Origin of the sequence: Nonomuraea sp. NPDC049625, assembly GCF_040675285.1 — a bacterium.
Taxonomy (GTDB): Bacteria; Actinomycetota; Actinomycetes; order Streptosporangiales; family Streptosporangiaceae; genus Nonomuraea; species Nonomuraea angiospora_A.
The window spans coordinates 20985-47682 of sequence record NZ_JBFAOQ010000028.1 but is presented as its reverse complement, the minus strand read 5'-3'; the positions used below and the strand labels follow the sequence as shown (position 1 = coordinate 47682).

Sequence of the window (26698 nt, the reverse complement as noted above, 5' to 3'; positions counted from 1 at the left end):
TGGATCAAGAGTCTCGGGTTATGGCGGCATCTGCGCCATAGAAGATACGTTTCGTATCACTGTTCAGATAGAGCCATTCACGGTACGCCCTTCTTTGGTCTGCGCTCATCTCATCCTTTGGCATGATCTTCCCGTTTACCAGGAAGTCGCCACGAGAGCCCTTCGGGAACTGCTTGGAAGCATATGGATGAGTCGGCGCCGGTGCCGATCCGTCACCGAAAAGGCCGTGCCGCATCATGGCTGCCGCAGTGGCATCCCGGAACATGATCTTGGCGTCCTCCATCGCGTTCCCAGCCTCTACTCTTGCCTTGTCCTCTAATTTGGAGGTGAATTTTCCGTAGATGTGGTCCTTTGCCTGGCTCACCAGCAGGCCGACGAACTTGCCCTGCGGTCCCGGAGCCAGGTCGATGATCTTTGTCGCCATGTTCTTGAACGCCGCGTATCGCTCGTCGTTCTTCTTGGCTTCCTCGATCTTGGCGATGTTCGCGGCATCCGTGATCGCGTACGTCGTCTCGCTGAGGTCGTTAACCGCGCCCTGGAACTCAAAAGCTCCTCCGCCGCCTCCCATCTTCTTCTCGAGGATGTCCTGCCGCTTCTCGTCGACCTGCTTCTTGGTCGCCTCGGGATGCGACTTGTGCCATGTCGCGAACTCGGCTCTGACCTCTGCGGCCAGCCCGGATGCCGTCTCGTCCAGGACCTTCACCGAGTACTGCGCGTGGGCCGCCGCCACGGTCATGAACGCGTCGTTGTCCTTGAACGCCCACGTCATGGCCTTCTTCAGTTCGTCCTTGTTGAAGACGGCGCCATAGGGCTGCACACCGGACAGGGACTTGTCGGGATCGTAGGCGGCGTCCACGCCTATTTCCGTGGTCGGCGGCGCCTGGTAGGCCCGGTGAACGTCACTGATGTAGTTGGCGTGGATGGAAGCGGCCCAGATCCGGGTGTTCGGCAGGTTCTGCTGCACCTTCTCCTCGGCCCAGTAGTGGCTCGCCCACGAGGCGATGAGTGCGGCCTTGTATCCGCTCGACTGCTCCCGGGGCATGTCGTGGTCCCGGAATTTCGTTGACGCCTCGTAGAGGGCGGCGCCGAGCAGGTTGTCGCTCTCCGGTCCCCATCGCCGCTCGCGCATCAGGTAGGCCAGCGGCCTGCGCTTGGGGTCGGTGAAGAAATCTTGGGCCACCTTCGGATGATGGATCAGAGCGCTCAGCACCGTGCTCATGGGGCTCACGTCGGGGGCGGGCCGAACCTTGTCCTGGCCGGGAAGCGGCGACTCCGGCTCTCTTGCCCGCGCCTGAGGGTGAGCCACGTCGAAGTCGTAGACCCGCTTCACCACATCGAGCATGAACGCGTGGTCGAACTTCCCCTTGCCGAGGAGCTTGCCGATGGCGAAGGCGCTCTGCGGGTCGTCCAGATCCTTGAGCAGTTCATCGGCGTACTTATCGGGCAGCTTCCCGGCCCGGGAGGCGGTGCCCAGGATGGTGCTGAACAGCCCGGCGACCCTTTTCTCTGTGTCCAGATCCTTCTCGTCCGGCCGCCCGGTGGGAGGAAGGTCTGTTCTGAACATGCGGGAGATCAATCGCTTGAGCTCATCAGGCGGGATCTCCTTGGCGAATGCGGCCGCGAAGAGCGGATCGTTCTTGTGCTTCTCAAGTTCAGCGATCGTCTGGGTGTTGAAGGTTCCGGATTTGGCCTGCGCCCGGACTTTCGCCGCCACCGCCTGGGCGGCGGCAGTGCCTTCCGTGGTGCTGGACTGCCAGTCCGCGCCGTCCGCCCAGATGATGCCGTCGCGCTCGAGCTCCGCGTCGGGGGTGGCGAGGATCAGGTCCAGGCGACCTTGAAGGTCCGGTGGCTTCGCGCTCATTTGGTCGGCGACCCTGCGTAGCGCGGGCGAGGTCCAGAACTCGACGCCGAGACGGCCGAGCGCGCTTTCGACCTGGCGGCTGGATTCTCGGAACTCAGGGCCCGTGCGCTTGAGCATGGCTATGACCTTGGTCATGAGTTCAGGATTGATACCCACGCGAGGACTCATGGAGACACCTCGGACGCGGGGAGGTCGTGGAGAGTGTCCAGGGCCGCCCGGAAGTAGTTCTTAGTGTCGCGCTCCCATTGGCGGATATCGGCGGAGAGCTTGTCTCCCTCCGGCCCTTTCAGTGCGCCACCCTCGGCGAGGCGGATGAGCTCGCGTAAATCCGCCTCGCACTGATCGGAAAGACGCTCGATCTGTCGACGAGCAGTCTCTACCTCATCTTTCGTCGGCATGACGGCCTGACCCGGGAAAGACGACTGGACACTTGAATGGTAACCATGGGTGGCACATCTGGGACGAGTCCGACCAAGTGGATATCGCTCGAACCTAGAAGCTTCGGCCGTACGTACAACGTGGGAAGTGGCTATGGCTCAGGTGCGGAGCGGCGGTCTGAGCCGCCGCGCGAATCCGCGAGAGAAGGGACAAGCCATGATTAGCCCTGCTGAGCCGGCTGGCGAGGATCTGACCACGCGTTCAAGGCGCTGTTCGTTCAGGCGGTAGCCCGTCGCGCTCGCCGCCGGTAGAGCGCCAAAACTGCAACGGCCGCAAGGGTCATCCATACCTTGCCGAGAATCTGTCCGGGAAGGTAGTCGAGAGATCCAAAGGCCAGTTCAAGGAACAAGAGACTGTCGCATAGGAGGCCGACGGCGTTCGACACGAGCATGGCGACTATCAGCCCCCGTTGGCGGAGCGGTTCATAGACAGCGAAGTCCGCCAGTTCAGCCACGGCGAACGCCACAGCTGAGGCCATGGCTAGGTCGGGATCAGCCAGCAAGTACGAGAGGACAACACCGACGGCTATTGCCACAAGAACAGCGGCGCGCCCAGCGGCTTCTCGACTGAGGTCGCGAAGCACAAGCGCTAACCCAACCATGTAGACGCCAGCTGGCGCGGGGTAGCCGAAGCCCACGGGTACCACGCCGAAGTGGGTCACTGCAAGGTTTGCAGCAGGGATCGTAGCAATGTACGCCAGGAGCGTGACGCTGCCTGCCCTTACAACTTTCACGGTCTGCCTTCTGATCGACGGCCTGTTTGGCGCTCCCCGAGGCGATGCCGGGGCGAGCTTCCCGACATTACAGCCCAAAGCACCGACAACTGTGCGGATCCTGCCACTGCAGAGGCTGTACGGTGTCTTCGGCTCTGGCCTGTAATCATGGTGGCGCTGAGTGATCCTCTGCCAGGCTGGGCCGTGGTGGAGATCGACGATCTTACGGGTGTCGTGTTCGGAGGGTTGTCTGCCCTGGTCATCGAGGCAGGTAGAGGACGAGGACGATCTCATTCGGGTCAGGGCTGGTATTCAGGATGAGCCGGCACGGTGCCCGGTGTGCAAAGCGCTGACTGCTCGGGTGTATGGCTACGCCAGCCGGACAGTCAGGGATCCCGGTCGACGACCAGGTCACGACCGGAGGTGAACAGGGCGTCGATCTCGGCACGGATGGCCTGGAGAGGCGATATTCGACGTGTCACGAGGGTGGGACCTGTTTCGTGCGAACTTGGTGGTTCAATACGGAACCTACGCTCGTGACGCATTTACACCGCACTCGGACGCGACTGCGAGCCGTCAGCGCATGTCAGTGGGATCGGGCCACGGCCCAGTGCATATGAGCTTCTGGCAGAGGAAGGGATGACTGCTTTCGCATTGTTCCTTGATCTCTATGGAAATCTGGAGCATACTGGCTGCTCATTTTGTCTCACCTCCCCGCTATCTTCGGGTGGAGCAAGATGAGCAAGCACCCATCCCTGTGTGACTACTCGACGGTGACTACTGGAGGGAGTCGTGGCCCACATGCCTAGTCGCATGGCCGTCGGTCGACTGGTCGAGTATCCAGGTTCCCCTGGCGTCGGACGGGTAGGCGAGATCACCGGCGCGCAAGCCCGCATCGACTTCTTCGAGTCAGTTGCGGAGCCCGTGGCTCACTCGGAGGTAGTGCCCGTCAAGAACCTCCAGCGTGCAATCCTGGAACGTGAGACCAGGGTGTACCGCAGGAACCCGGACACAGGAGACTGGCTCGCCGGTCGAGTCATGGCAGTGGTAGACGGCAGGCACTACGTCACCTTTCCCAACGTCGACTACGACTTCCCGGTGGCAGAGGAAGAGCTACGGGTCCGGTGGAACCGGCCCATCTCGAGCCCCGTGAGCGCCCTCACTGCTGGCGGTAACGAGAGCGCCTACTACTACAACGCCCGCCTTCCTTTCCTCCACAACCTCGTGTCCCAGCGAGCAGCCAGTGCAAGCACCCCTGCCCTGCTCTCGTCGGCCGCAGAGATCTTTCCCCATCAAATCAGCACGGCACTCACAGTCCTCTCTGACCCCGTTCAGCGCTACCTCCTAGCCGACGAGGTCGGATTGGGGAAGACCGTTCAGGCAGGCTTCATCATCCGGCAGACCTTGATCGACAACCCCAGAGCGCGCATCTGCTTGATCGTTCCGGATGTCCTCCGTCGACAGTGGATTGGTGAACTACGCGACAAGTTCTTTATCGACGATTTCCCTGGCGCCAAGGTCAAGTGCTCCGCTCACGAGACACCGGAGAACTGGAGTGCCTACCACGGATATGACCTGGTGGTGGTGGACGAAGTCCACCGTTTGGTTCAGGTGACGGACCCGGACAAGTCACCCTATCGGGAATTAGCAGATCTTGCTCACTCATCCCTCCGACTCCTGCTTCTGTCCGCAACACCAGTCATGTCGCATTACCTGACGCAACTGGCGATGCTGCACCTCCTCGACCAGCATCTGTACAGCTGGGAAGATCGCGAGGGGTTCCAGCGGAAGTACCAACTCCGTTCTCAGCTTGCAAACAGCGTCTTTATGTTGGACAGCGACTTCACATACGCTCTGCCGTCGGCCGTCGATGAGATCCGTAGCTTGATTCCAGAGAGTGACCATCGCTTCAACGAGTTGAGCTGCATGGTTCTCGATCTCCTCGACGAGAACGACGAACTCAGAGCAGGTGTCGATCAGATCGAACTCAAGGCTCGCACTGAGGCGTTGCGCGCACATATCGGCGAGGCCTACCGTCTCCACCGGCGCGTCATCCGGCATCGCCGGCACACAGTCCTGCGTGAAGACCCAAACTCCATCTTCATGCCCTACGAGGTGCGTGGCCGCGTAGTGCCCGAAGTCCTGTCGCTTGGTGATTCCGTTAGCTACTCTGCCGCCGAACTCATCGAGCAGTGGAGGTCACAGGTCTGGGATCACCTGTTGGACCACGGCCTCGAGGACCGAAAGCATGACTATGCAATGGTCCTCGCTGTACTCGCTGCTCGCGGGTTCGGCTTCGATCGCGATCTCGAGTCCGCTCTAGCGTGGCGGATCAACAAGGACGAAGCTGCTGCGCTACGCGCCGGCCTGGCCGTGGAGGAACGCGCTCTCCTTTCTAAACCACAGGTCCTCGATGTGGAGCTAGAGCTTCTGCAGCACATCGCCCAGGACAGTGATGACCGCTCTCAAGCCCAGTTGGCGAGCCTCACCTCAGCCATGCGCCCAGCGCTGGAGACGAGCAGGCGCGCTGTGGTCTTCTGCGGGCCGGGGCCTTTGGCCGGGCAGCTTGTGGAACGATTCAAACAGGAGTTCCTTCACGCGAAACTCTTCGAGCACTCTCAGCAGTCTGGACCCGAGGCATCTGCGACCGCCGTCCGGAACTGGGCCGCCACCACAACCACGAAGAGCGTCCTTGTCGTGGACGAATCAGCAGAAGACGGCCTCAATCTCCAAGTCGCAGATGCCGTCATACACGTCCGACTGCCTTGGTCTCCGAATCGATTTGAGCAGCGGATTGGTCGGGTCGATCGGTACAGAGACCAGAACACTCCTCTTACACCTGCACGAATGTACCGCCTCGGCGCATTGGACAGTGAGAGTTCCTTTCTGGACGCCTGGTCCGACCTCTTCGCCAAGGGTTACCACATTTTCGACGAGTCGGTTTCAACACTCCAGGATGCGATCGCTGAAGGTCTCACCGCTGTCTGGACTGCAGCACTCGAACGCGGGCCGGAAGGTTTGAGGGCCTCCGCCCCTGTGGTCAAAAAACAATTGGCGGAGGCGCGCCAGGAGATCGACAAGATGGATATGCTCGAAGCTATCCACGATGTGACCGCCGAAAGCAGCACCATAGCCGAAGCCCTCATAGAGTTGGAAGCCAACTGGGCTGAGGTGAAGAAGAGCATGCTGGACTACACCGCGGACGCGGGGGGGATCAGACTCCGCCACACGACGCGGACGATCAACCTCTGCGAGCAGACAATCTTTAGCATCCGAGACTCACGTCCACTCATCGATCCTCGACTCTGGCTTGACGCAAAATACCGACTTGGCGGTCACCCGGAGTTCTCCCAAGGCACGTTCCACCGCTCACACGCGCTAAGGGCCTCGAGAGTTCGGCTGTTCCGTCAGGGAAACCCCCTGGTCGACACGTTGGCGAGGGCAGTCTATTTCGACGATCGCGGACAAGCATCCGCCTTCCGGCGCATCGACCAGGCATATACGAGCGATCCGATCGCGTACTTCGGATTCGATCTTCTCGCCGAGAGCGATCTCACTGACGCCCTCCGCCTGGTCGCTAGCCACTCCGATGCTGAACTGGCGCTTCGCCGCCAGGCAGATCGTCTGCTCCCGCCATTCACACTTAAGGTATGGGTTGAAGCCGGGTCTGGGACACCCATAACAAACCCTCAGTCACTTAGGTGGCTGAACCGTCCGTACGATAACCGACGGGATCGGAATTACAACAGGACCAATATCTCACAGTTGCTCGACGCCTTCGGCGGTTGGGACGGGTACGCTCGTGCCGCTACGCATGCCGAACGGTCAGCACGCGAACTTCTCGCCGAGACCACTGATCTGGTCGCCAGGTGTGAGGAAGCTCAGGTTCAGGCACGTCAGCGCATTGCGATCACCCGGGCTCAGGCCCAGGCACGTCAAGCGGCGGGGCACCTCGTCGGTGATGCGGAAAGTCTGATTACCGACACTGCCGTGACGGAAGCCCTTGTCGCCGGACTGACCCGCCCGGTAGTCAAGGTCATCGCTGTTACATGCCTCGTTCGCTCGGGTCCTGGAGGTGCACCATCGTGACCACCAGCGATTGGGCCAAGGCCAAGGCCGCCTTTGCTGAGTGGCCGCACATCTCGGCGTCGGCGAACGAGACCGGGACCATCCGACGATTGATCGATGCTCTAAGTGATCTACCAAGGGGCAGATCGGGCTGGCGCGATGTGGCGTCGCTTACCAGGCAAGTCCTCCTGGAAAGCGGTGCCCTCGGGAACACGTCGCCGCTGATCGTGCCTACCGACCCCGCGCTGCCCACACGGGAGCAATGGGCAGAGGCGGGATGCTTCGCACATCCCGTTGGCGAAGGACAAGTTTCAGTATCAGCACGCCCGTGGCATCCAAAGACCCCCTCAGGCTGGGCCGAGGAGGCCACTGCTGCTGACCTTGCGGAGGTCTACAGGGGCAGGCAGTCCAGACAGCGGCGCCAGATCGATAGAGTGCCGGCCGACCCGTTCTGGAGATCTGCCCTGGGCTATGACTTCTATCATTCGTTGGGGCAGCGCCAGGCAGCACGTAGTGTCGTTACGGCCCCGCCAGGCAGCACAACCATTGTCTGCCTCCCCACCGGCCACGGAAAGACGCCTGTCGCCTTGGCCCCGATTCTCCTCGGCGACAAAGGCAACGGCGTCTCTGTCGTTGTTGTGCCTACAGTCGTTCTTGCCATAGATATGGAGCGCAGGACGCGTGATCTTCTGGCGAAGAGAAAGCGGAAATCTCCAACAGGCCACTACGCTTACACGGCGGACCTGCCGGATGACCTGAAGCATCAGATCAGTGAGGATGTCCGAACCGGTAGGCAACCCGTGCTCTTCACTGCTCCCGAGGCCGTCACCAGTAGCTTGCAGAAGCCACTCGACGATGCCGCACAGGCTGGATTGCTGAAGTACTTCGTGATTGACGAAGCTCATCTTGTTGAACAGTGGGGGAACGAGTTCAGGCCAGCTTTTCAGGTGATCGCAGGTCAACGCCGTAACTGGCTACGCCGTGCACCGAAGGGATACGAGCCTCGAACTATAGCCATGAGCGCGACTCTCACGGCGCAACAAATGCAGACTATAGAACACCTTTTCGGTACACCGGGAGCGACCGAGGTGCTCTGGGCGGCGCAATTGCGATCCGAGCCCAGCTACTACATCGACTCTTTCAACGACAAGGCATCGCGCGCCAACGCCGTCCTGAGCGCGCTGAGCCATCTGCCGAGACCGACCATCCTCTACGTCTCTCGGGTAGAGGACGCGGAAGACTGGGCAACGCGCCTCAAGGAAGCCGGGATCCACCGAACAGCTGTTGTAACTGGAAAAACGCAACCGGATCTCAGGCGCACAGCGCTCGAAGGATGGAGTGGGATCAGTGCCGAAGGCTTAATCTCCACGAAATACGATGTGATCGTGGGAACATCAGCCTTCGGCTTGGGCGTCGATCTTGCTGACGTCAAAACAGTGATTCATGCTTGTCTGCCGGAAACTGTGGATCGATACTACCAAGAAGTTGGCCGTAGCGGCCGTGACGGTAGTCCCACCATTGCCTATATGGCCACAGTCCCGGGCATAGATCTTCCCATTGCGGAACACCTTAGCAAACAGGTTATCCTTAAGCCTGAGACCGCGCGTAACCGATGGACCTCCATGTTCCAGCAGCGCGCCGCCGACATGCCAAACGGATATCTGGTGAACCTCGACGCGCTCCCCACAAATTTGTCGATCGGCTACGAGCGCAACCGCCTCTGGAATGTTCGTACACTCAATTTGATGACACTCGCCGGTCTTGTCGAACTTAAAGCACCAGAACCCCCAGAGGCCATGCCAAACGAAGGCGATAATGCCTGGCAGGATCGCATAAAAGAGTATTACGACACACTCTCCTCACGTGTCGTGGCCTCTTTTCTTGACCCCATGACCAATAACCCGCAACATTTTGAAAAGGTTGTCGCTCGGACCCGACAAAAAATAATCAAAGCGCAGGACATTGCACTCTCCCAGATGAAAACGCTCATCAGCGGAAGCGCATGCATCTCAGAGACGCTCGCCGAGTACTACACGGTCCACTTCGGAATCAGAACATTTCTTACAGCCAAGGCGTGCCGTGGCTGCCCATATTGCCGAGAAAATCTAGAGCCTCGCAGAGATGGCAGACTGTATCGCTCGCCCTGGCACCCCTATCCGGGGATTGCCGTATGGGACCGCGCAGATGATATCCCTTTGCAAAAATACTTCAGCAGCGAGAATCAACAACTGAGCATCTACTGGGATTCTGAGGCGGAGTATCGCACGCTCTTGCCTCAACTTCTGGAGGCACTGGCAAGTCGAGGTATCGCTTTAGTCGGAGGGCCAGGACTAGACCCGATGGCCGCTCAACGCGTACAGAAAGAAGTGGGCTCCAGACCAATCATCCTCGACGTCGACGGGCATCTCTTTAGAGAGTTCCCCGGCCCGATCGCCTGGGTGCTTGGTCGAACACAAGACAGCCTTCGCGAGGACGAACTTGTTCGCTTCCGCGGAAGCGAAACCGCATATTTCATCCATAGTAGGTCTCTCAAGCACCCCGACAAGCCGGGTAGTCTTCTGACAGAGTTGCACACGGACAGCATTTCCGTCGCTCAAGCCCTGAGGTCCCTCTAGTGTCCCTTATCAACCAAGAATCCTGGCCTGGTCCTATGTGGGCAACCATGCGTCTGCTGGCGTTCAAGTCACATCCGGTTTCCTTTGATGAGGCTCGAGCACTTTTGAGCCCACCCACGCTGGGGGTCGGAGTTGAGGACATGTTCGAAACGGCCGTAATGACGCTCGAATCGCTGGGACTGGTTACGCGCCTGGAAACGGGCAAACTTGCTCGGTCGGGACCTGTAGCTGATCTCGACGGGCAAGACTATGACGCCTTCATCGCCGTTCTGCGCCAAGTTGTCATCGACCCGCGCCGGAACACCGATTTGGGCATAAGTAATTCGCAGGCCGGACCAAGGGATCTTTGCCGAGCACTCTGCTGGTTCCTGAGCGAGGATCCATTGGGACGGCCGCTAAACTGGGAGGCCGCGGAACAAGCACAGATCAATGCACTTAATGAAGACGCCGGACCTGCGATCATTAATAACACGCGTTGGCCGCGGTTCGTCGAATGGGCGACTGCGCTGGGCTTTGGTACGACAGCGCTTCCCATCCACGGCACGGCTGCTCAGATCGTACCCGACTGTACTCGTGCCGTTCGCCAAACAGTGCGTGACCTCTGGAAACCTAACGAGACCGTCCCAGCCGTGGAATTCCTGTCTCGCCTTCGAGAGGCTTTGCCGGTGATCCCCGGGGGCGCACTTTCCATGGATGTTGGCATCCGTTCCCCAGGTGAAGGGGTAGCCGGCTTTGCTGTGTCCTTCGCTATCTTGCGTGGGATGGACGAAGGCTGGCTGACTCTCAGGAGAGACGCTGACGCCCGATTCTCCCTTAGCCTACATGATCACGATGCTCCTGCTTCTCCGCATCTCTACAGCACCGTGACGATTCACAAGGACCACGATGACGACTGAGCTCCGCGGCCACCGGTGTTGGGAGCCGGCAGCGGCCTCCAGAGCGATCAAGACTGAGGCAGTCAACCCTTCTCCGGCTCTCTTCCTCGCCACGCATGCTCCGCTCCGAATCCACAAGGCGCGTATTCAGGGGCGCACGCTGATGTCGGAGGCGCAGTCTGAAACCGTCGATGAGGGAGCGGTGCTGCATGACTTTCTCACTCGCCAGTCCCCGACTGGCACTCTCCTCATGCCGGTGGTGGGGGACTCCGGTTCGGGAAAGTCGCACCTTGTGCGCTGGGTACGGGAAAACATCCCTAACCCTCCGGAAAGCTCGGGTGAGTACAAGGTCATCTATCTTGAGAAGTCACAGACCAGTCTCAAAGCAGTTATCGAGTCCCTGATCGAGGGAGTAGACGATGAGTCTCTGGATGCCCTGCGCACCGAAATTCGTTCGTTCAGCTCGACTACTACCCAGGAGAAGCTCGCCAGGCGCTTGATCAATGCCTTGAACGAAGCACTGGCGGCGACAAATCCCAACGATGTCACCGGCGCCACAGCCCGCATGCTGACAGGCCCCAAGGGCTTGGCTCTGTTGCTCCAGGACCCGCACATCCAGGACCACATGCTGGCCGACGGCAAGTTTATCCCCCAACTAGCGGATCAACTCCTTCGGGATCGAGGCACGAGCGCGGGAGATCGGCCGCCCGGTTTTACCGTGCGGGACCTTCCGCTCAACGTTCAGGACATCGAGCAGGCCGCAGTAGTGTCTAAGAAGCTACTTGGGATGGTTCTGAGCCGCTCTGAGCTTCAAACAGTTGCTGTTGACCTCTTGAATGTGCACCTTGAAGGCGCTATTAGAGAGGCATCTAACCTTGGCGTAGGAAAGCTTCTCGATGCCATGCTCCAGGTCAGAAAGACCTACGCCCGGAACAAGACGGAGATCATTCTCCTTATCGAGGACTTCGCCTTGATCCAAGGAGTACAGGGCGAACTGCTCGAAGCACTCACAGAGTCCGCGACACGTGAGGGTGCGACCCGGTACGCTCCGATCCGTACCTTGATGGCCGTAACCACTGGTTACTTCCAAGATCTCCCGGAAACTGTTATGAGTCGCGTAGCAGCAGCGACTGCAGGGTTCGTCTACGACTTGGATCATGTCTTCGACGAATCTGATGACGGAACCGAAATGATCGCCTCTTTCGTTGGTCGCTATCTCAACGCAGCACGCGTAGGGGACGAGGAACTCGATCGTCGACGGGGGCAGGCTGTCCTGAATCACTGCACGCAGTGCCCCTTGAGCGAAACTTGCCATCAGTCATTCGGAAAAACAGAAGAAGGTTATGGGCTCTACCCCTTCAACCGAGAGTCGTTGCTGCGTATGGTTCATTCCGTCGCGCCGTCGGACCGGCCTTATGCATTTGTGCCGCGTACCATACTAAGCAACGTTGTTCGTCCAATCCTCGTGGAACATGCGGACGAGATCCGCGAAGTGAGGTTCCCTGGACCGAACTTCAAAGTACGGTTCAGGACCGCGGATATCGATGAAGCTTTGCCTACTTCCATCATCGAAGTGGTGGAGCAACAGAATCCGCACGACGCCGACCGACAGTTGGCTGTTCTTGAGTTCTGGGGGGACGGTCCGCGGGCACCACTTGTGGACAAGGGTGTCCTGGACGTGTTTGGCGTTCCTGCGCTGCCCGACCAGATCAAGCCCGATCCAGTTCTTCGGCGGACTGGCGATAGCGATCGACAGCAGGCGCCAGGGATTAAGGAATCTCTCCGCCGCAAGCTTGCGCTGGTAGAAAATTGGGCGGCAAGAGACGATCACGCGCTCCCGCAGACGATTGCGGCTGATCTGCGTGGTTGGATCGCTGAATCTGTTACTCGCCACTACACATGGGCCACTCCTCTCATGAAGGAGATGACCAAGGGAGAACTCGAGAAAGTCTGGTCTGTAAAGGTTGCAACGGTATCAATCGAGGGAGCCAGCGGCGAGCGACTGCCGGGCATGGAGAATGCGCCGATCAAATTTCGGCGGAATGCTGTGAATAGCCAATTCTTTCAAAGCCTTATCAAGGTGAAAGAAAAGGATTCCTCGGCACGGGTCGTTGACATCAGACGTCTCGCGAATCTGGCAGACGCAAGAGCACGTGACTTCAAGGCCAGACTTGAAGCGGCTCTTCAGATCTCGGATGCTGATCTTGTTGTGGCGTTTCGGGCGTCGCTCATTGGGGCGGCCCTTGCGGGTACGGCGTGGCCCGGGATGGAGGAGTCCTCCTTGCTCGCCGCGAGTCTCGATGAGGGACAGGCTTGGGTTCGTCAGGATCAAGGTCTGCGCAGTCAGAAGTGGCAGTCCTTGCTCGAACGCCATGTGTCAAAGCGACCGCAACTCGTCCACCGGCTACGGGACTCCATCGGCATCTCGCAGGGTGGCGGTGCCGTCAAGATGATCGACGCCGCGCGCGCTCTATCACTCCTTCGCGAGGCGGTGAGTTCATGGGCGTGGGGGACAGATCAGTCGGTGCCCGAATGGGTGAAGCCTACGGTCACTGGCTTCAATGGGTGGTTGGAGCTGGCAGACGATCACCTGCAGGTGCTGGCGAACGTTGTACAGACGATACGTCGGCACGTTCCGGTTGGGACTGGCGGTTCGCAGAGCGTGGACTCCCTCATGCAGGCGCTCAGAGACGCCGAAAGAGTCGGAGTTGATGGAGGCGACACCCGCCCAATCCACGACTTGGCGGCTAAGACCAAAGACATGGATTGGCATCTCCTTCCACGTCTGGAAGAGGACCTTAAGAAGGCTTTCGGCGATGGCCAGCGTTCTTTTGAGACGCGACTTCGTCTGACTATAAGGGACTACGGTCCATCTCTTGAGCACGCCAGAAATTTCCTCGTCCTTGCCGATCAGTGGCTTGATCGCGCTCTCTCCGATGCCAAGGCGCGCACCCACACCACTGGAGAAAATATCGCTGCAGATCTCCAGGGCATCCTCGAAAGGTGGACGACTCTCAGCGCTGAAGGGGGGCAGGGTCGATGAGTGAGGCAACATCAATACTCAACAAAGCCGAGCAGTTGCAGAGCCTCGCTCGAACCATTGAACTGAGCCAGAAGGACGAGCAGCAAAAACAACGCGTTCGAGAGCGCATTGCGTCATTGTCTCAAGCTCTTAGCAACCTGGAGACCCAGGTGAAGCTTGCACGAACGCTGATCCCTCTCGGCCTCCATATCGACCTTTCGATCGCCGACACGGGCCGGGCAGAATTCGTTCGCCGCGCAAGTGATGGGCTGCCGAGCAATCCTTCTTTCAACAGTGCCGCAGGCAAGATCGAGACATCCGCCAACGCGATTTCAGCGGAGATCGCCCAGCAATGGCAGACATGGGCCGAAACGAAACTCCTGACCTTGCCTAGCAGTCGCATAGCGATGCTGGACACTTCCACCCAGAAGATAGCCAGGGAAACGATGAGCTTGCTGCGCGAACTCGCCGGCAAAAAACCCCTGCAGCTGTCCGACGTCATCCAGTTCCAAACCAGCTTCGGCCTCCAGTCGGAGCGCCTTCAAAATGTCGGGGACGCGCCTGACGAACTCATCAATCTACTACAGCGCATCGGTGGCACCCGCCCTGTCAAGCTGAGCGAATGCTCGGACGAGGAAATAGCGCTACTACGCAATTATTCTATGGATGAAGAGATCTTCCTTCGGAGGAAGGGCGCATGACCTCAACTCACATCAGAGTCTTCTACGGTTATCTGCTCAACAAGCTCGAAGACCGAGAACTTCCCTTGCTCTCGTGGGGCGTCACCGATAACGCCTTGTCGGAAGACGAAGTCCTTGAGGCCATCGTCGAATCCTTGGATCACCCTGATGCCCCAAGCCTGGGTGAGGATGACATCCTGGAAGACCTGCTCGATCGCGCCTTGGTATTTAGGGTTCCCGGCGAGGTCCCGCCACGCTACCGAACCAGGTTCGCTGAGGGCCTGCGGCTTACATCGCAGCTTCGGCAACTCTTCGCGCCTCAGGGGAGTGTGGAAGATCAGCCTCCTAACTGGTGGAGTCGTGGAGCTAGGCTGGTCGCAGACTACAGGCTACACGTGGCGCCACGACGGTATCCGAAGCGAGATATCACGTTTGCAAATGCCCTGACTGAGTTGCAACAACTACCGCAGTGGGACGTGCTTCATGGCAAAGTGGCGGCCTCCGTTGTAGGTCTTAGAAAGCTGTCAGAGTTCCAGGTAACAGCAGCCAAAGCCGTCCTTTCTGCTCTTGCGCTGCCTCGGTCCTCCGGCGTTATTGTCGGAGCCGGCACCGGCAGCGGCAAGACGTTGTCGTTTTACCTCCCTGCCTTCGCCGCCATGGCAGCCCATGTAAGGTCTGGCGCGTCGGGCGTTCACACTCTCGCTATTTACCCTCGGATCGAGCTGCTTCGGGACCAGCTACGTGAGGCCTTGTCCGGGATTGACGCAATCGATCGAGTTGTCGGGCGAGTAGGCAAGCGTGGCCTTCGCGTCGGGGCGCTCTACGGTGGTACCCCGTCCACGCCCAGCGAACTTGACGGTAACGGGAAGAGAGTCAAAGCGTGGGTCCGACGGACCGGTGGATTCGTTTGTCCTTTCCTCACCTGTCCGCAGTGCCCGGCCGGGGATCTGCTCTGGCAGGATACCGACCGCAATTCTGAATCTGAGCGCCTTGTATGTATGAGTTGTAGGTCAGAGATCCCATCAGGCCGTCTCGCTCTTACCCGGCAATCTCTACAGCAGAATCCGCCCGATCTCCTGTTTACTACCACTGAGATGCTGAACAGGAACAGCACCAACCCGAATCTTGGCCGAATTCTTGGCTGGATCGGCAATCAAAAACCGTCACTGGTTCTCCTCGACGAAGTTCATACCTATTCGGGCCTGCACGGTGCCCAAATCGCGCTTCTTCTGCGACGCTGGCAGCACGCCGTTGGCAAGCGTGTCACTTTCGTCGGTCTCAGTGCAACGTTGAAGGATGCACCCCGATTCTTTTCAGAGCTTACGGGGGTCCGCTCCGACGCCATCCAATATATTGAGCCCAATCCCTTGCACCTTGAGGACGAGGGCCGTGAGTACGCAATTGCTCTCAGAGGTGATCCCGTATCCGGAGCCAGTCTCCTCTCTACATCGATCCAGACCGCCATGCTATTCGGGCGTGTCCTCGACCCTCCGGGAACAAGTCTTGCCAATGATGATGAGTCCCTCTACGGATCGACAGGCTTCCTGTTCACCGACGATCTTGACGTAACGAACCGTTTCTACGACAACCTTCGCCACGCTGAGGGCTTGTCTGGCGGCCGCGAAAGATCTGTCTTGGCTGGCCTTCGGTCAAGGGAGCTCCCTCACAGGCTCGACCGGTTTCGAGATGGGCAGTCCTGGGATCTTGCCGACAAGATCGGCCACTACCTCGATCCTGATCTTCGGACAGGGAGTCTCCAGATCGGACGCACGTCGTCTCAAGACGCCGGCATGGATTTCAAGGCGAACCTGATCGTCGCAACCGCCTCGCTAGAGGTCGGCTTCAACGACCCCCGCGTCGGGCTTGTCCTCCAACATAAGTCACCGCATGACGCTGCCGCCTTCCTGCAGCGCAAAGGTCGCGCGGGCCGGGATCGGGGCACCAGACCCATCACGGTCGTCACCCTGTCGGACTACGGTCGTGACCGACTCAGCTACCAAGGCTACGAGTCCCTGTTCGCCCCTACGTTCGAGGCGAGAAACCTTCCCATTCGCAACCGGTTCGTACTGAAAATCCAGGCCAGCCAAGCCCTCATGGACTGGCTAAGCCGAAATCGTCCATCGAAACACAGGTGGCAGGATGTGCGAACTCTCCTCACCAGACCGTACAACGACGGTTCGAATTGGAGTGCAGCTAATGAGGCTGGCCGACTTTGGCTCGCCGACCAGCTTGAGAAACTGCTCACCAGCAGCGACCGACAGGACAGACTGGCAAGACATCTACAGGCCGCTCTCCAGATCAGCCCAGATGAAGCCCTCGCGGTGCTGTGGGAACAGCCGAGGTCGCTCCTGCTCGCCGTCGTGCCAACCGCGTTACGGCATCTTCGTAGCAACTGGCAACCGCTGCGGGAGGATCCCGGAGCGCTCCCAGGGTCACTTCTTCCGCAGTTCATCACCAAAGCGCTGTTTGAGCCGCTCAATGTGCCAGAGGTTGAGTTCACTCTGCCTTTCGACTCCGATGAGGATGAGAGCCTTCCGATCGCCAAGGCGCTCAGGGAAGCTGTTCCAGGACGTGTAAGCCGCCGGTACGGCTACCAACACAGCAGCCATCGAACATGGTTGCCAATCCCGGACGACAACTCCTCGATTGAACTCAGCAGTCTAGTGTCGCTATCACAAGAAGAAGGAGTCTGGCACCCTCACGGCCATGGCTCAGCAGGCATGGTCGTTCTGCGGCCGTATCAGATCACACTGCACAGACCCGATTCGGATATCGAAGATCGGTCGACGGCATCCCCGAAGTGGGCGAGCCAGATAGTGGTTGCGGAAAATAATCCCCCACACGCGGCCGAGATTCCAACACCTTCCCTGTGGTCAAAACGCATCTCGAACGTTGGTTTCTGCACGCATGCCGCTGGCAATCCAATCGAGGTCCGGCGGCTAACATACGGTGTGGAAGGCGAGATCGCCAAGAATCGCCCCATCTCTAAGAGGCGTTTCCATGTCCGGTATCATCACAACGGCCGGCCCGCTGCGATGGGCTTTCGACTGCTGGTGGACGCAATGTCCATCGAAGTGAATCCGCTGGACATCAACGATACGAACGTCAAAGAGTTCCTACAGTCTCCTCAGTGGCGTTCCAAAGCGTTCTTCCGGGCTGTCGCCGAGGATCCGGCTCTCAGCGAGATTGCGAACTATTTCCAACGCAACTGGCTTGCATTGGTCTATATAACCGCCTTTTCCCTCGCCGCGCTCGATAGCCCCCGCGATCCCAATCAAGTCCATATGTCGCTCGGCGGCGGAGCCTGGCGTGATGATCTCAGCACGATCTTCAACGTCCTGTATCGCGACGACAATGCTGCAGACAGCCAAGCCACATCACGTCTTATCGCCGCTCTCTCCGAGTTGAGTCATGAGCAACGAGTGGTAGAAGCTCTCAACCGCGCCGGAGAACTGCTGTTCACTGCTGACGTTGCTTCCCGTACCGCTTCACTCGCCCAGCGGTCATACCGGGACACATTCGCCGCGGCCGTGCTCGCGGCGGCGCTCAAGGCGTGTCCGGACGCCCAGGAACGCGACCTGATAGTGGACGTGGTGCCGAGCCCAGATCCACACCTGCCAGACACAGTGTGGCTCGGTGAGACGTCGATCGGCGGCCTGGGCATCGTCGAGCAACTGGTGCATTTCTACTCGGCCGATCCGCGCCGATTCTGGTCACTTGTCGCCGGCGCGCTCAGGCCGAACGAGTACGAGTACACGGACTCAACAGTCACTCGCCTTCTTCAGGACATCGTCGTCGACCATCCGCACGGCCCTGCAGCCGTAGCAATGGCTCGTATCAGGCAAGCGACGTCAGCACGTGATGCCGATCACGCTTTGCGAGAACTTCTCAAGGCATGGGGCGAACTCGATGGCCCACCTCGCCATAGCGCGGTAGCCACGCTATCGACGCGTCTCCTTCGCCCCGGAAGCAGTAAGGAAACGGACACCACCTGTCTGAAACTCTTGGATGCGTGGACGACACTCGAGCAACGGTTGGGATTTGAGGTTGATGCTCGTGTTGTCGCCTATGCGGCAGGAAGTGGAAAGTTGAGCGGAGGGCAGATTACGGTTAAGGCCGATCAGGCTTTCAGCATGCTATGGCCCCGCGGCGCCCAAGCACGTGATCAACACCTTGAACACTATCAACCATATATCGACGTAGATCGACCTATGGTTCTTGATCGGCTGCTGATCTCGATGGCACACAACGACCGGCTGCCGCGTATCGATGTGACGCAATCAGGATGGGAAAGCCTCTACCAGGTGGCCTTGTCAGAGAACGGAGCCGCCGATTTGGTCTGCCCAGTCACAGCAAGGCCGAAGCTCGCCGCTGCTCTCGCCCATGTCCCAGCGCTACCCATCGATCGCGGATTCCTTCGCATCTACGGCGAACTCGTCAGTGTCGTGAGGGACGGCAGTCAGTTCATTGCACGCGTCGAGTTGCAGGAGGCTGAGCAGTGACGCGACTGCGACGAACTGTGAGAACGGGCGGGCGGATGAGCTTGCGGGGTGATTCGATCCTGCGCACAGCACTGCTGGCTGAACTCGTCGACCCTGGAGGCGCACTCTGGCTCGTCTCTGGCTGGATCACAAATGTCGAGGTCCTCGATAACACCCAGGGAGCCTTCGACGCACTACTCGGAGACAATCCGCCCAGCATCTGCCGCTTGTCAGACCTTCTTGTCCGATTGGTCGGGTCTGGTACCGATGTCTATATCGTCACCCGACCGGACTCGCACAATAGAGTGTTTACTGAACGTGTGCGCGCCGCTCTGCCGGACTCGAGCAAGATCCACATCATCTTCGATGCGAAAGTTCACGAAAAAACGATTTGTGGTCGAGATTGGATGATCACTGGATCGATGAACTTCACTGTGAGTGGATTCGGGGATAACGAGGAGTCCATTACTTATCACATGGACGATCCAGACGTAGCTCAGGCACACCTTGATTTCGCTGAGAAGTGGAAGCGGCAGGTATGACCGATATGACTCAGAGCGACCCTCGCCTAGAACTCCTCTTGACAAGGTTCTTTGGAGAGGGGAATGACGTTGTCCTCTGGCCAGGAGTAGCGGAGGAATATAAGAGGCTTGCCAGGTCCGGCGACGCCAGTTGTATTCAACTCCCTAGGTACGTACGGAGAAATGATGACTTCTCCATGTATGTGATTGCTGAGTCCTCAGCACATGCCAATCAAGTAGGAGAACTGATCTCCGCGTTTGTCGGACGTACGTACTCCACGAATGGTGAAGTCCTACCGGCATCACTTGATCCGCAGGATCCTATCGATGCGGCAGTCCTTGATTTCGCCTGGCCTCATGGCACGTTCATCATCCGCACCACTTCGCACAAAGGCCACCGCCAGAACCTGCGCACAGCTCTGCAGTTGATGCATCTGACCGTCAACGCTCGGCCACTTCGATCCTGGCACGTCGCCCGTCCGCTAGGTCGCCTGCTCGCAGAGTTCGACGGTGTTCTCGCTGCTGGTGGCGCTGCGTCCTCCAAGGCAGTACTCGACCTAATAGCAGCACAGGGGGGCATCACAGCAACGAACCTTGCCCACCTCCGTATCAAGCGCCTAGACCGTCTCGGCCAGAGCGAAGAGATGCTCTCGCTCGAAGGGTTGGCCAACGTTCTGCGCCAGGACCCACCAGTCCCAGTTAAGGAAGCGGTTCTGAACGCCGTTCATTCGGCAGTAGTCGCTGAACCTCTGCAGCAGAACGACGTCTCGTTGGCACTGACGCGTTTGCAATCGATCTCTCTCCCCCTCCCCGTCCACGAAGATATCGGCACGTATGGGACCGAGGCCGCAGTTGTTGCAATGCTGGCCGCTGTCGGCAGACGAGATTCATCTGCGTTGATGCAAATGCGATACGTTCTCCAGCAGAGCGACCGACTTGCTGAGCTACCAACATCCCTCTCGAGACATATCGAACTCCTCGTAGGGGAGGATGCCGGATACACCACGGGCGATGATGACTCCGCCAATCCGTCGCCTTCCGTAGCAGCGAGCACGGAGACGCGTGCCGATGTCAACGCTTCTCTCCCCTCACAGGCATCGGCCCTTAGTTCGGCCTTCACGAGTTGGACTGATCTTCTCCGTGGGCTCGCAGAAGACCCCCCCGGAGCGGCCAAGGCTATGAGTGATGACGTCTGGAAAACCTGGCCGTCCGTCGCAGAGACCGATGCTGAACTGGCCAGCGTTCTGGGCACCTTCGATGACCAGGCATGGGAGGGCGCCTGGAAGGTCGTCGGCGATCTGATCGACTCACTAGGTTACGGCGAATCCGCCCCGCAGACAGTCCGGGCTTTCATCACTTCTGCCCTCGCCTTCGACCGCTTCTCCGTGGGAGATCTCGTCATCCTCCAAGCGCTGGTCGAGATCTATCTCCGCTCCGCCCCTCCAGCTGCCGCCTACAGAGAACTTCTCGAAGAATTGCGGTCCTCCTGTGCCCAGTGGGTGTCGCCCGAGACCGCAGTGATCGCCTTGGACTTCGCAGACCGTCTTGTCTTGTCGGCCTGCCCAGACCCTGATATGCGACATGCGCTGGCCAATGCCCTGCTCTGGCCACTTCGACAGCATCAGAGACGACTCGACCGAAGCACTTTGCTCTTCGCGCAGCAACTCGCCCATGAGTTGGGCACGGAAGTCGAGTGGGAAGAATACGAGGCCGCCGGCAACGAGAGCCCTCTCTCCGCACTCTCTGGCAAGTCTATTCTGCTCTATTCACTCGATGAGGCAGTCCTCTCTCGAGTGAGCAACGAGTTGCAGCGTATAATCCCCGACATCAAAGTCAGTACGGCACACGATAAAGTGGGCCATCCTTCACTTAAGAAAAAGGCGCAGAATGCAAACGCAGTCGCACTTGCCACGCGATGTGCAACGCATGCTGCAACTGGTTTCATAACGGACAACGCCAAGAAGGCGAAAGTCACTTACGCTGATGGGGCAGGCTCTGCGTCGCTCCTCCGCGCAGCGATGGTGGCACTGAACACTCTGGGTTCGTTGCCAAATTGATATGAACACGAAGAGTGACCGGACTCCCGGCCACCCTTACGCTTCTTGTGGCCCATCCTTCCTCATCCCCGAATGTGGTTGATTACTGCTTGCGTTAACATTATTCCTATAAATTCGCCCAATCGTAGGCATGGGGTAATCGGCGCACCCAAACGGGACAAATCGCACTAAGCCTCCATATGCCTAGTGGGCACAAAAAATCGCGAGCATATATCTGACACCCTAGTCCGGGATTTCTCGTGTCGTCAACGAGGGTGGGGCATGTTTCTTCATTACTGTCAGTGGCCGTCTTTGATATGAGGCTACTAGGCGATCTATTGGCACTTCGGATTGCGACTGCTAGGGTTCATCTACTCTGACCCGTTTTCTTTGTCCTGGGAGGTGAGGCCCGAGAACTTCGGGAATTCGGGATAGGCATGTCTCTGGCTAGAGGCGTGCCATAATTTGGCGCGTCACTTTGACGAGTCGACCCATGGAATGAAATGGGTCGGCAAGAACCCCTATTCTCGCCGACCCGTGTGTCAGTCCCGAACACGGGGCGAAAGCCCCACGACCGATCCGGGAGTGCACTGTGGTATTCCACCGTGCCGACGACGCCGAGTCAAGCAAGGACGACGACGGTGGGGACGACTCTCCTCCGGTTGCACCTGCTGACGAGGAGGCTGCTCAGGAGTGCTACCAACCAGCAAGCGACATGATCGACCCGTCGCTGTGTTGCCACGAGGAGTTGCAGCGACACCCTGAGCCTGATCCCGACCAGGCGTGCGTCCGATGCGGGGATCTTCACAGGGAGATCTCTCTCTGATGCTTCCCGCAGCCTGGCCGATCAACGCATGAGACGGGAGGAAGCATACATATGGGGGTTGGTCGTCCCCTCCTGGCGGAGGAGATCAACCAACCCCTTCTCATGTGTCAGAAGAGGGCTTCCTGATTGATTAGGTAGAGGAGTCCGTCCGTGAGCAAGCGGACGTCGTTGGGTGTGTTCTGGAAGCTGTTCCACTTGCGGGCTTCACCTGTGCCGAACCTCCATGATCCGCCCGTCCAGGCAGCGCCTGCCTCGATCCGTTTGAGGGCCTCGTTGACTGCGCCGCCGATCTCTTGAGGACGCACATCCTCTGTCAGGTGATCCATGACGAATCCCATTGCCTGGATGCCGACTCCATGAGTGAGTCGCGAGAGTCTGGGCGGGAGACACCATGCCTCCTCGAAGGCCTCTTTCACCATGCCCCAGTAGGTATTCAGGTGAGAGAGCATCTGCTCGACATCACCGGCGCCGTCCATAGGGTCGCGATACTGATAGAGAGCGCCCTGGTACAGACTGTGCTCGATCATCCTCAGGATGCTGTTGTCCTTGATGTAGCCATCTGGGGACGTAGGCGTCGCAATGGCTCGATAGAACGGGCCACCGAATGTCCCGTTGAGGCGGGTCATGAGAGCCGCGGGAAGTTGGCGACGAGCGTAGGCGGGCGGCAGATGCGTGTTCGTATCTGGAAGCAGCTCGTGGATGAGCCCCTTGGGCAGCGGCTTTGTGTTGTTGACGAGGATGAACTGGGCGCGCTGTTCGGCCTCGTTATCCGCGATAAACCCGACGGCCGCGACGGGGAACTCGCCGATGTCGGCGTCTCTGATAGCAGCGCTCCGCTGCTGACCATCGACGACCCAGGCCGGCTTCTGGTCGTCCTCTAGCGTCTCGTCGATTGGGACGACCAGTTCTCCAGGTACGGAGTAACCGATCTCGTGACTCGCGGTCGAAGCTTCGAAGTGAACACGGCTGTCGAAGGCGAGCACCAGCGCGTTCGGCAGCATTGGGTTTTCGGACTCCAGGTAACGCTGGATGGCGCGGATGTGGGCGGCGACCTCAGGTCGCTGGTACCCCTGGAGGTGGTCCTTGTCATCGCGACGTATGCGGGAGACGGCGGCGAACTCGTGCAACCTCTTACCGTCGACGGCAAAGCAATAGATTCGGCGCGATCCCTGCCGGACCTCCAACGCTGGAAGACGAAGGATCTGGCGATCGGCCATTAGTTCTCCTGTCCAAGAGGGTGCTTGATGTGGTGCATCTTTGTAGCGAATACCGACAAATTATGAAAGCCGCGTCGCTTGTTTCGTTCAGAACCGCGGAAAATGGCTATCTCGATACCATGCGCCGTACACAGGGTGCACTTACATGACTTCCATGGCTTAGCCTCGAGCGTGGTCCGGTAAGCTGAAAGCTTGCTCTTCTTTTTGTCCGGCTCTACCAGTCGCTCGTACTCTCCGAGAATCTCAATTGCCCGATCCGCGGTTTCCGAGCCCTGATCAAACGCGCGAAGACGTTTCATGCACTCGCGTTCTGCCAATTTGGCCTTCGTTTGTGACACCTCACCTGCCAGGACCCGGCGCTTCAGGGCAGGATTCCCGTCGACCTGAGGCACGCGAATGGCGGTGTACGATTCGTCCGTGGTGTGATAGTTGTTACGATCATCCATGAATGACTGCCGGAAAGGTGAGGTGCTATCGAAACTGGTCACCCCGTGGAGGGCGAACTCCTCCATTGACGTCACCCGCGTGATCCCCAGCAGGTGCAACTGTGTCGTCGGCCAGCGTACTTGCTTGATTTCTTTCAGGCAGGCCAGAATGTCGGGCGTCTTCAGGGGCACCATGCCCCCGAGAGCAATACGCTCATACCCCATGTCCTGCAATCGCCGGACGCTGTCGGCATAGCTGGCAGGGCTCCATCCTTGTGCAGCCCCGACGGGCTCGATCTTACCTCCTCTCCGCTCGACAGCCTCATAGAAGTCGGCAGCGTACTGCAACGAGATCTCACGTCGCTTTTTCCATGCCGGACTCACGTCTTCGTCGGAGACCTTCGCGTCGTAGCCGAAAATCACATGGTCGATGCTGATGCCCGAGTGGAAGCCGCAGCGCTCGTAGAAGTTCAAGACCTCGTCGATCGTGTAAGGGGGAAACTCCTCGTCGACGTAATTGAAGGCGCCACAGTCCCCTAGGGTTACGACTTCTTCAGGAAGTCTAAAATATCTTGTGACGCCCAGGCGGTACAGTCGCTCTCGCTGCGGCATGGAATACTTGCCGGCTCCCTTCACAGAGCCATCAACAATAGCCTTGCTAACGAGGAGGCCGTCGTAGGGCAGGGGTTCGAGGATCTCGTGTGCGTACTTGTCATCGCGTTGCCGTACGCGATACGGCGAATGTTCCTCGGTAATGAAGTTAAACGTCGGACTGACCTGGTCCTGGCTGTCCGGAAAGTAAAACTTCACACCAGCCCCCTACGTGCGCTCTGATAGACGCGGATGAGATAGTTCGAGAGTTCGTGAACGTGTTTGGCAACATTCTCAATCTCGTTCCAGGCATGGCCTATCTCGTCCCAGGCCCCTGATGTCCACCTGCAGTACGGGGCAACGAGTTCCAAGTGCTTCCTCACTGTTTCCGGCGCGTCGGCCCGCAACGGGTCGACGACGCCCAAGATGCGGTCCATTAGCCGTCCCATGGCCCTTATGCCGGCGCCATGCATGAGGCGGCTTTTCTCCGGCGATTTTCCCCAAGCATCAGGAAAGGTCTCTCGAACCGCTGTCCAGTAGATGAGGAGCGCCTGGATGATCCCGTCGAAGTCGGTCTCTCCTCGGCCAATGTCGCGATAGGGATAGAGAGCGCCGGACGACGATGTCAGGCTCTCCTGGATCATGTCGACGACGCCAGTGTCCGTCACCACAGCTCCAGACTGCTTGGCACCGGCGGTGGAGGCACGCTTAATCAGACCATAGAACGGCGAGTTCTTGTCCGCATTCAGGACGTCGCACAATTGCGACGGCGCTTTCCTGATCGCCAGCCGTGGCGGAAGCGGGCTATCCACCTCGGGAAGAAGTTCCGTCACCAGTCCTCGCGGGAGCGGCTTGGTGTTGTTGATCCTGACAAACTGATCCCGCTGCAGGCCGATCGTATCGGCTATAAATGCGGTGATCGGAACGGGGAAATCACGCCGTCGTGCCTGGGCAAGCGCCAACGCCCGCTGCTGACCATCGACAATCCAGGCCGGTTTAGGCTTGCCCTTTTCTGGGAGAGGGACGAAGAGCCTTCCGGTATCCGAAACGCCGTCATCCGGATGCCTGTTGCCGCCACGAGTGCATCGGAAGTGCACACGTGAAGACAGGGCCATGATTATCGGGTTCGGAAAGATCGGCAGATCGCTGTCCAGGTATTGCGCGATCTCCTGGATGTGCTTCCTCACCTGAGGGCGCTGATACCCAATCAACTTCCCGGCCTCGTCCCTGCTCACCCTGGAGATGTCGGCGAACTCCAGCACCTGGTCCGCACGCAACATAAACACGTAGAGCGGGTAGTCCTTCGCCTGGATGATTCGGAGGGCGCGAACTTCAAGTTCGCCCGGCTTCTGCGGTGCCGCCATCACCAACCACCGTCCAAAGCGCGCTGCTCTGCCCGAAACAGGTCGCTGAAGCGGGCTTGCTCGCAAGAAAGCCCAGAGTTCCGCAACTCGCGTAGCAGTGGTGTGGCCGACGTAGGTCCGTACTGCAGCCTCTCTCGGATGAACGCCCGGACTTGATCGTCGGTCATACGCTCACCAGTCGGCTTGCGTGGAATCTCCGGCGCTGCATCATGAGTGTCGCTCATGAGCTTGACCAGCAGGGGGCGCCGCACAGCATCTCCACGCAGATGCGTTTCCTTGAGCACATGCATCGCGGCTCTGACATTCAACGAGAGCAGGCTTCCGCCGACCGTGGATCTGAGTGCCGCTTTAACGGGTACCACCAGGTCATCGATCTCCGAGCAGCGTCCGGCAGGCCCTATCACCGAGAGATTGTCACTGTTGGACAGCCGTGAAGCCGCTGCTCGCAGATCGTCCGCGCACGCCCGGAGGTATGGATCCGATAGAACGGCGACGATCGCGGAGTCCGGGTAAAGGCCGGCGAGCGCGGCGAAGGAACGGGGTCTGCCCTTGTCCGGCCCAACCCAGCGTGAGAGCAGTTCCCACCACTGACGCGCTCCGGCAGTGTCTGAGGACACCGAGTCCCCATGCCCGAGAGCAAAGGTAGCTGCGTACGGGGCGATGGGAACATCAATGGGGATCAACCCATATCCCGCAGAGCACACCCACAGCGTCGTCTGTTCACCAGCAACCTCTGCCAGGCGCCGGGCAATGAGCCAGTGTTCACCGGCGTACATGTCGCCCGCGGAAGCCTGCGGCGTAGCGAGTGAAAGTCGCTCGATCCATTCGTCGCAACGCGCAGTCACATCCTCGAACTTCAGGCTTCCGACATGGAGATGCTCGGGAACTGAAATCCTTTTGCGGTTAGTGCACGTCACCACGATATGTACGGCTCGGTCGTTTCGACCAACGGTGTCGCTCATGGCG

15 protein-coding genes are annotated in these 26698 nt (G+C 59.0%); 8 read left to right on the top strand and 7 right to left on the bottom strand.

What is annotated here, in order from left to right:
* Positions 1-4 precede the first annotated feature (4 nt).
* From AB0J87_RS59305 to AB0J87_RS59295, 3 genes are all read right to left on the bottom strand, one after another.
* The gene (locus AB0J87_RS59305; RefSeq protein WP_363984091.1) at positions 5-2029 is read right to left on the bottom strand and encodes a DUF6571 family protein; all 2025 of its coding nucleotides are present in this window, start codon (positions 2027-2029) and stop codon (positions 5-7) included.
* Positions 2026-2259: a hypothetical protein gene (locus tag AB0J87_RS59300; protein ID WP_363984089.1), complete on the bottom strand. Its 234-nt coding sequence runs from the start codon at positions 2257-2259 to the stop codon at positions 2026-2028. Before AB0J87_RS59300 ends, AB0J87_RS59305 begins: the two co-directional genes overlap by 4 nt.
* A 257-nt stretch (positions 2260-2516) precedes the next feature.
* On the bottom strand, positions 2517-3032 hold the full coding sequence (locus tag AB0J87_RS59295) for a VUT family protein (protein ID WP_363984087.1): 516 nt from the start codon (positions 3030-3032) through the stop codon (positions 2517-2519).
* Between the two features lie 792 nt (positions 3033-3824).
* On the opposite strand from AB0J87_RS59295, the gene dpdE reads away from it, so the two are divergent.
* From dpdE to dpdD, 8 genes are read left to right on the top strand one after another with little or no spacing between them, the layout of a single operon-like run.
* Positions 3825-7100 (top strand): protein DpdE, encoded by a 3276-nt coding sequence (gene dpdE / locus AB0J87_RS59290; RefSeq protein ID WP_363984085.1) that lies wholly within the window; start codon positions 3825-3827, stop codon positions 7098-7100.
* A complete protein-coding gene (gene dpdF / locus AB0J87_RS59285; protein ID WP_363984083.1) occupies positions 7097-9694 on the top strand; it encodes a protein DpdF in 2598 nt (865 codons plus the stop codon). The genes dpdE and dpdF overlap by 4 nt, the downstream gene beginning before the upstream one ends.
* On the top strand, positions 9694-10590 hold the full coding sequence (gene dpdG, locus AB0J87_RS59280; protein WP_363984081.1) for a protein DpdG: 897 nt from the start codon (positions 9694-9696) through the stop codon (positions 10588-10590). The genes dpdF and dpdG overlap by 1 nt, the downstream gene beginning before the upstream one ends.
* Entirely contained in the window at positions 10580-13612 is a 3033-nt protein-coding gene (dpdH, locus tag AB0J87_RS59275) for a protein DpdH (protein WP_363984079.1), read from the top strand. Before dpdG ends, dpdH begins: the two co-directional genes overlap by 11 nt.
* The gene (locus AB0J87_RS59270) at positions 13609-14292 is read left to right on the top strand and encodes a hypothetical protein (protein WP_363984077.1); all 684 of its coding nucleotides are present in this window, start codon (positions 13609-13611) and stop codon (positions 14290-14292) included. Before dpdH ends, AB0J87_RS59270 begins: the two co-directional genes overlap by 4 nt.
* A complete protein-coding gene (gene dpdJ / locus AB0J87_RS59265) occupies positions 14289-18773 on the top strand; it encodes a protein DpdJ (RefSeq protein WP_363984075.1) in 4485 nt (1494 codons plus the stop codon). Before AB0J87_RS59270 ends, dpdJ begins: the two co-directional genes overlap by 4 nt.
* Positions 18770-19294 (top strand): phospholipase D-like domain-containing protein DpdK, encoded by a 525-nt coding sequence (gene dpdK / locus AB0J87_RS59260; RefSeq protein ID WP_363984073.1) that lies wholly within the window; start codon positions 18770-18772, stop codon positions 19292-19294. Before dpdJ ends, dpdK begins: the two co-directional genes overlap by 4 nt.
* Positions 19291-21330, top strand: coding sequence for a protein DpdD (gene dpdD, locus AB0J87_RS59255; protein WP_363984071.1), 2040 nt, complete (start codon positions 19291-19293; stop codon positions 21328-21330). Before dpdK ends, dpdD begins: the two co-directional genes overlap by 4 nt.
* Positions 21331-22242: 912 nt before the next feature.
* Here the strand turns inward: dpdD and dbpB (AB0J87_RS59250) are convergent.
* Genes dbpB (AB0J87_RS59250) through AB0J87_RS59235 form a run of 4 tightly spaced genes read right to left on the bottom strand, consistent with a single transcriptional unit; the run spans position 22243 to position 26694 of the window.
* A complete protein-coding gene (gene dbpB, locus AB0J87_RS59250) occupies positions 22243-23352 on the bottom strand; it encodes a DGQHR domain-containing protein DpdB (protein WP_363984069.1) in 1110 nt (369 codons plus the stop codon).
* The gene (gene dpdA, locus AB0J87_RS59245) at positions 23352-24587 is read right to left on the bottom strand and encodes a tRNA-guanine transglycosylase DpdA (protein WP_363984067.1); all 1236 of its coding nucleotides are present in this window, start codon (positions 24585-24587) and stop codon (positions 23352-23354) included. Before dpdA ends, dbpB (AB0J87_RS59250) begins: the two co-directional genes overlap by 1 nt.
* Complete coding sequence (gene dbpB / locus AB0J87_RS59240) at positions 24584-25732, bottom strand: DGQHR domain-containing protein DpdB (protein WP_363984065.1); 1149 nt, start codon at positions 25730-25732, stop codon at positions 24584-24586. The genes dpdA and dbpB (AB0J87_RS59240) overlap by 4 nt, the downstream gene beginning before the upstream one ends.
* Positions 25732-26694: a hypothetical protein gene (locus AB0J87_RS59235; RefSeq protein WP_363984063.1), complete on the bottom strand. Its 963-nt coding sequence runs from the start codon at positions 26692-26694 to the stop codon at positions 25732-25734. Before AB0J87_RS59235 ends, dbpB (AB0J87_RS59240) begins: the two co-directional genes overlap by 1 nt.
* Positions 26695-26698 lie beyond the last annotated feature (4 nt).

What these genes read in the sequence shown, in the direction of transcription:
- dbpB (WP_363984065.1), bottom strand. Translation starts at nt 25,732, where the DNA reads ATGGCGGCACCGCAGAAGCCGGGCGAACTTGAAGTTCGCGCCCTCCGA.
- dpdD (WP_363984071.1), top strand. Translation starts at nt 19,291, where the DNA reads ATGACCGATATGACTCAGAGCGACCCTCGCCTAGAACTCCTCTTGACA.
- dbpB (WP_363984069.1), bottom strand. Translation starts at nt 23,352, where the DNA reads ATGGCCGATCGCCAGATCCTTCGTCTTCCAGCGTTGGAGGTCCGGCAG.
- AB0J87_RS59300 (WP_363984089.1), bottom strand. Translation starts at nt 2,259, where the DNA reads ATGCCGACGAAAGATGAGGTAGAGACTGCTCGTCGACAGATCGAGCGT.
- AB0J87_RS59235 (WP_363984063.1), bottom strand. Translation starts at nt 26,694, where the DNA reads ATGAGCGACACCGTTGGTCGAAACGACCGAGCCGTACATATCGTGGTG.
- dpdH (WP_363984079.1), top strand. Translation starts at nt 10,580, where the DNA reads ATGACGACTGAGCTCCGCGGCCACCGGTGTTGGGAGCCGGCAGCGGCC.
- dpdE (WP_363984085.1), top strand. Translation starts at nt 3,825, where the DNA reads ATGGCCGTCGGTCGACTGGTCGAGTATCCAGGTTCCCCTGGCGTCGGA.
- AB0J87_RS59305 (WP_363984091.1), bottom strand. Translation starts at nt 2,029, where the DNA reads ATGAGTCCTCGCGTGGGTATCAATCCTGAACTCATGACCAAGGTCATA.
- AB0J87_RS59270 (WP_363984077.1), top strand. Translation starts at nt 13,609, where the DNA reads ATGAGTGAGGCAACATCAATACTCAACAAAGCCGAGCAGTTGCAGAGC.
- dpdJ (WP_363984075.1), top strand. Translation starts at nt 14,289, where the DNA reads ATGACCTCAACTCACATCAGAGTCTTCTACGGTTATCTGCTCAACAAG.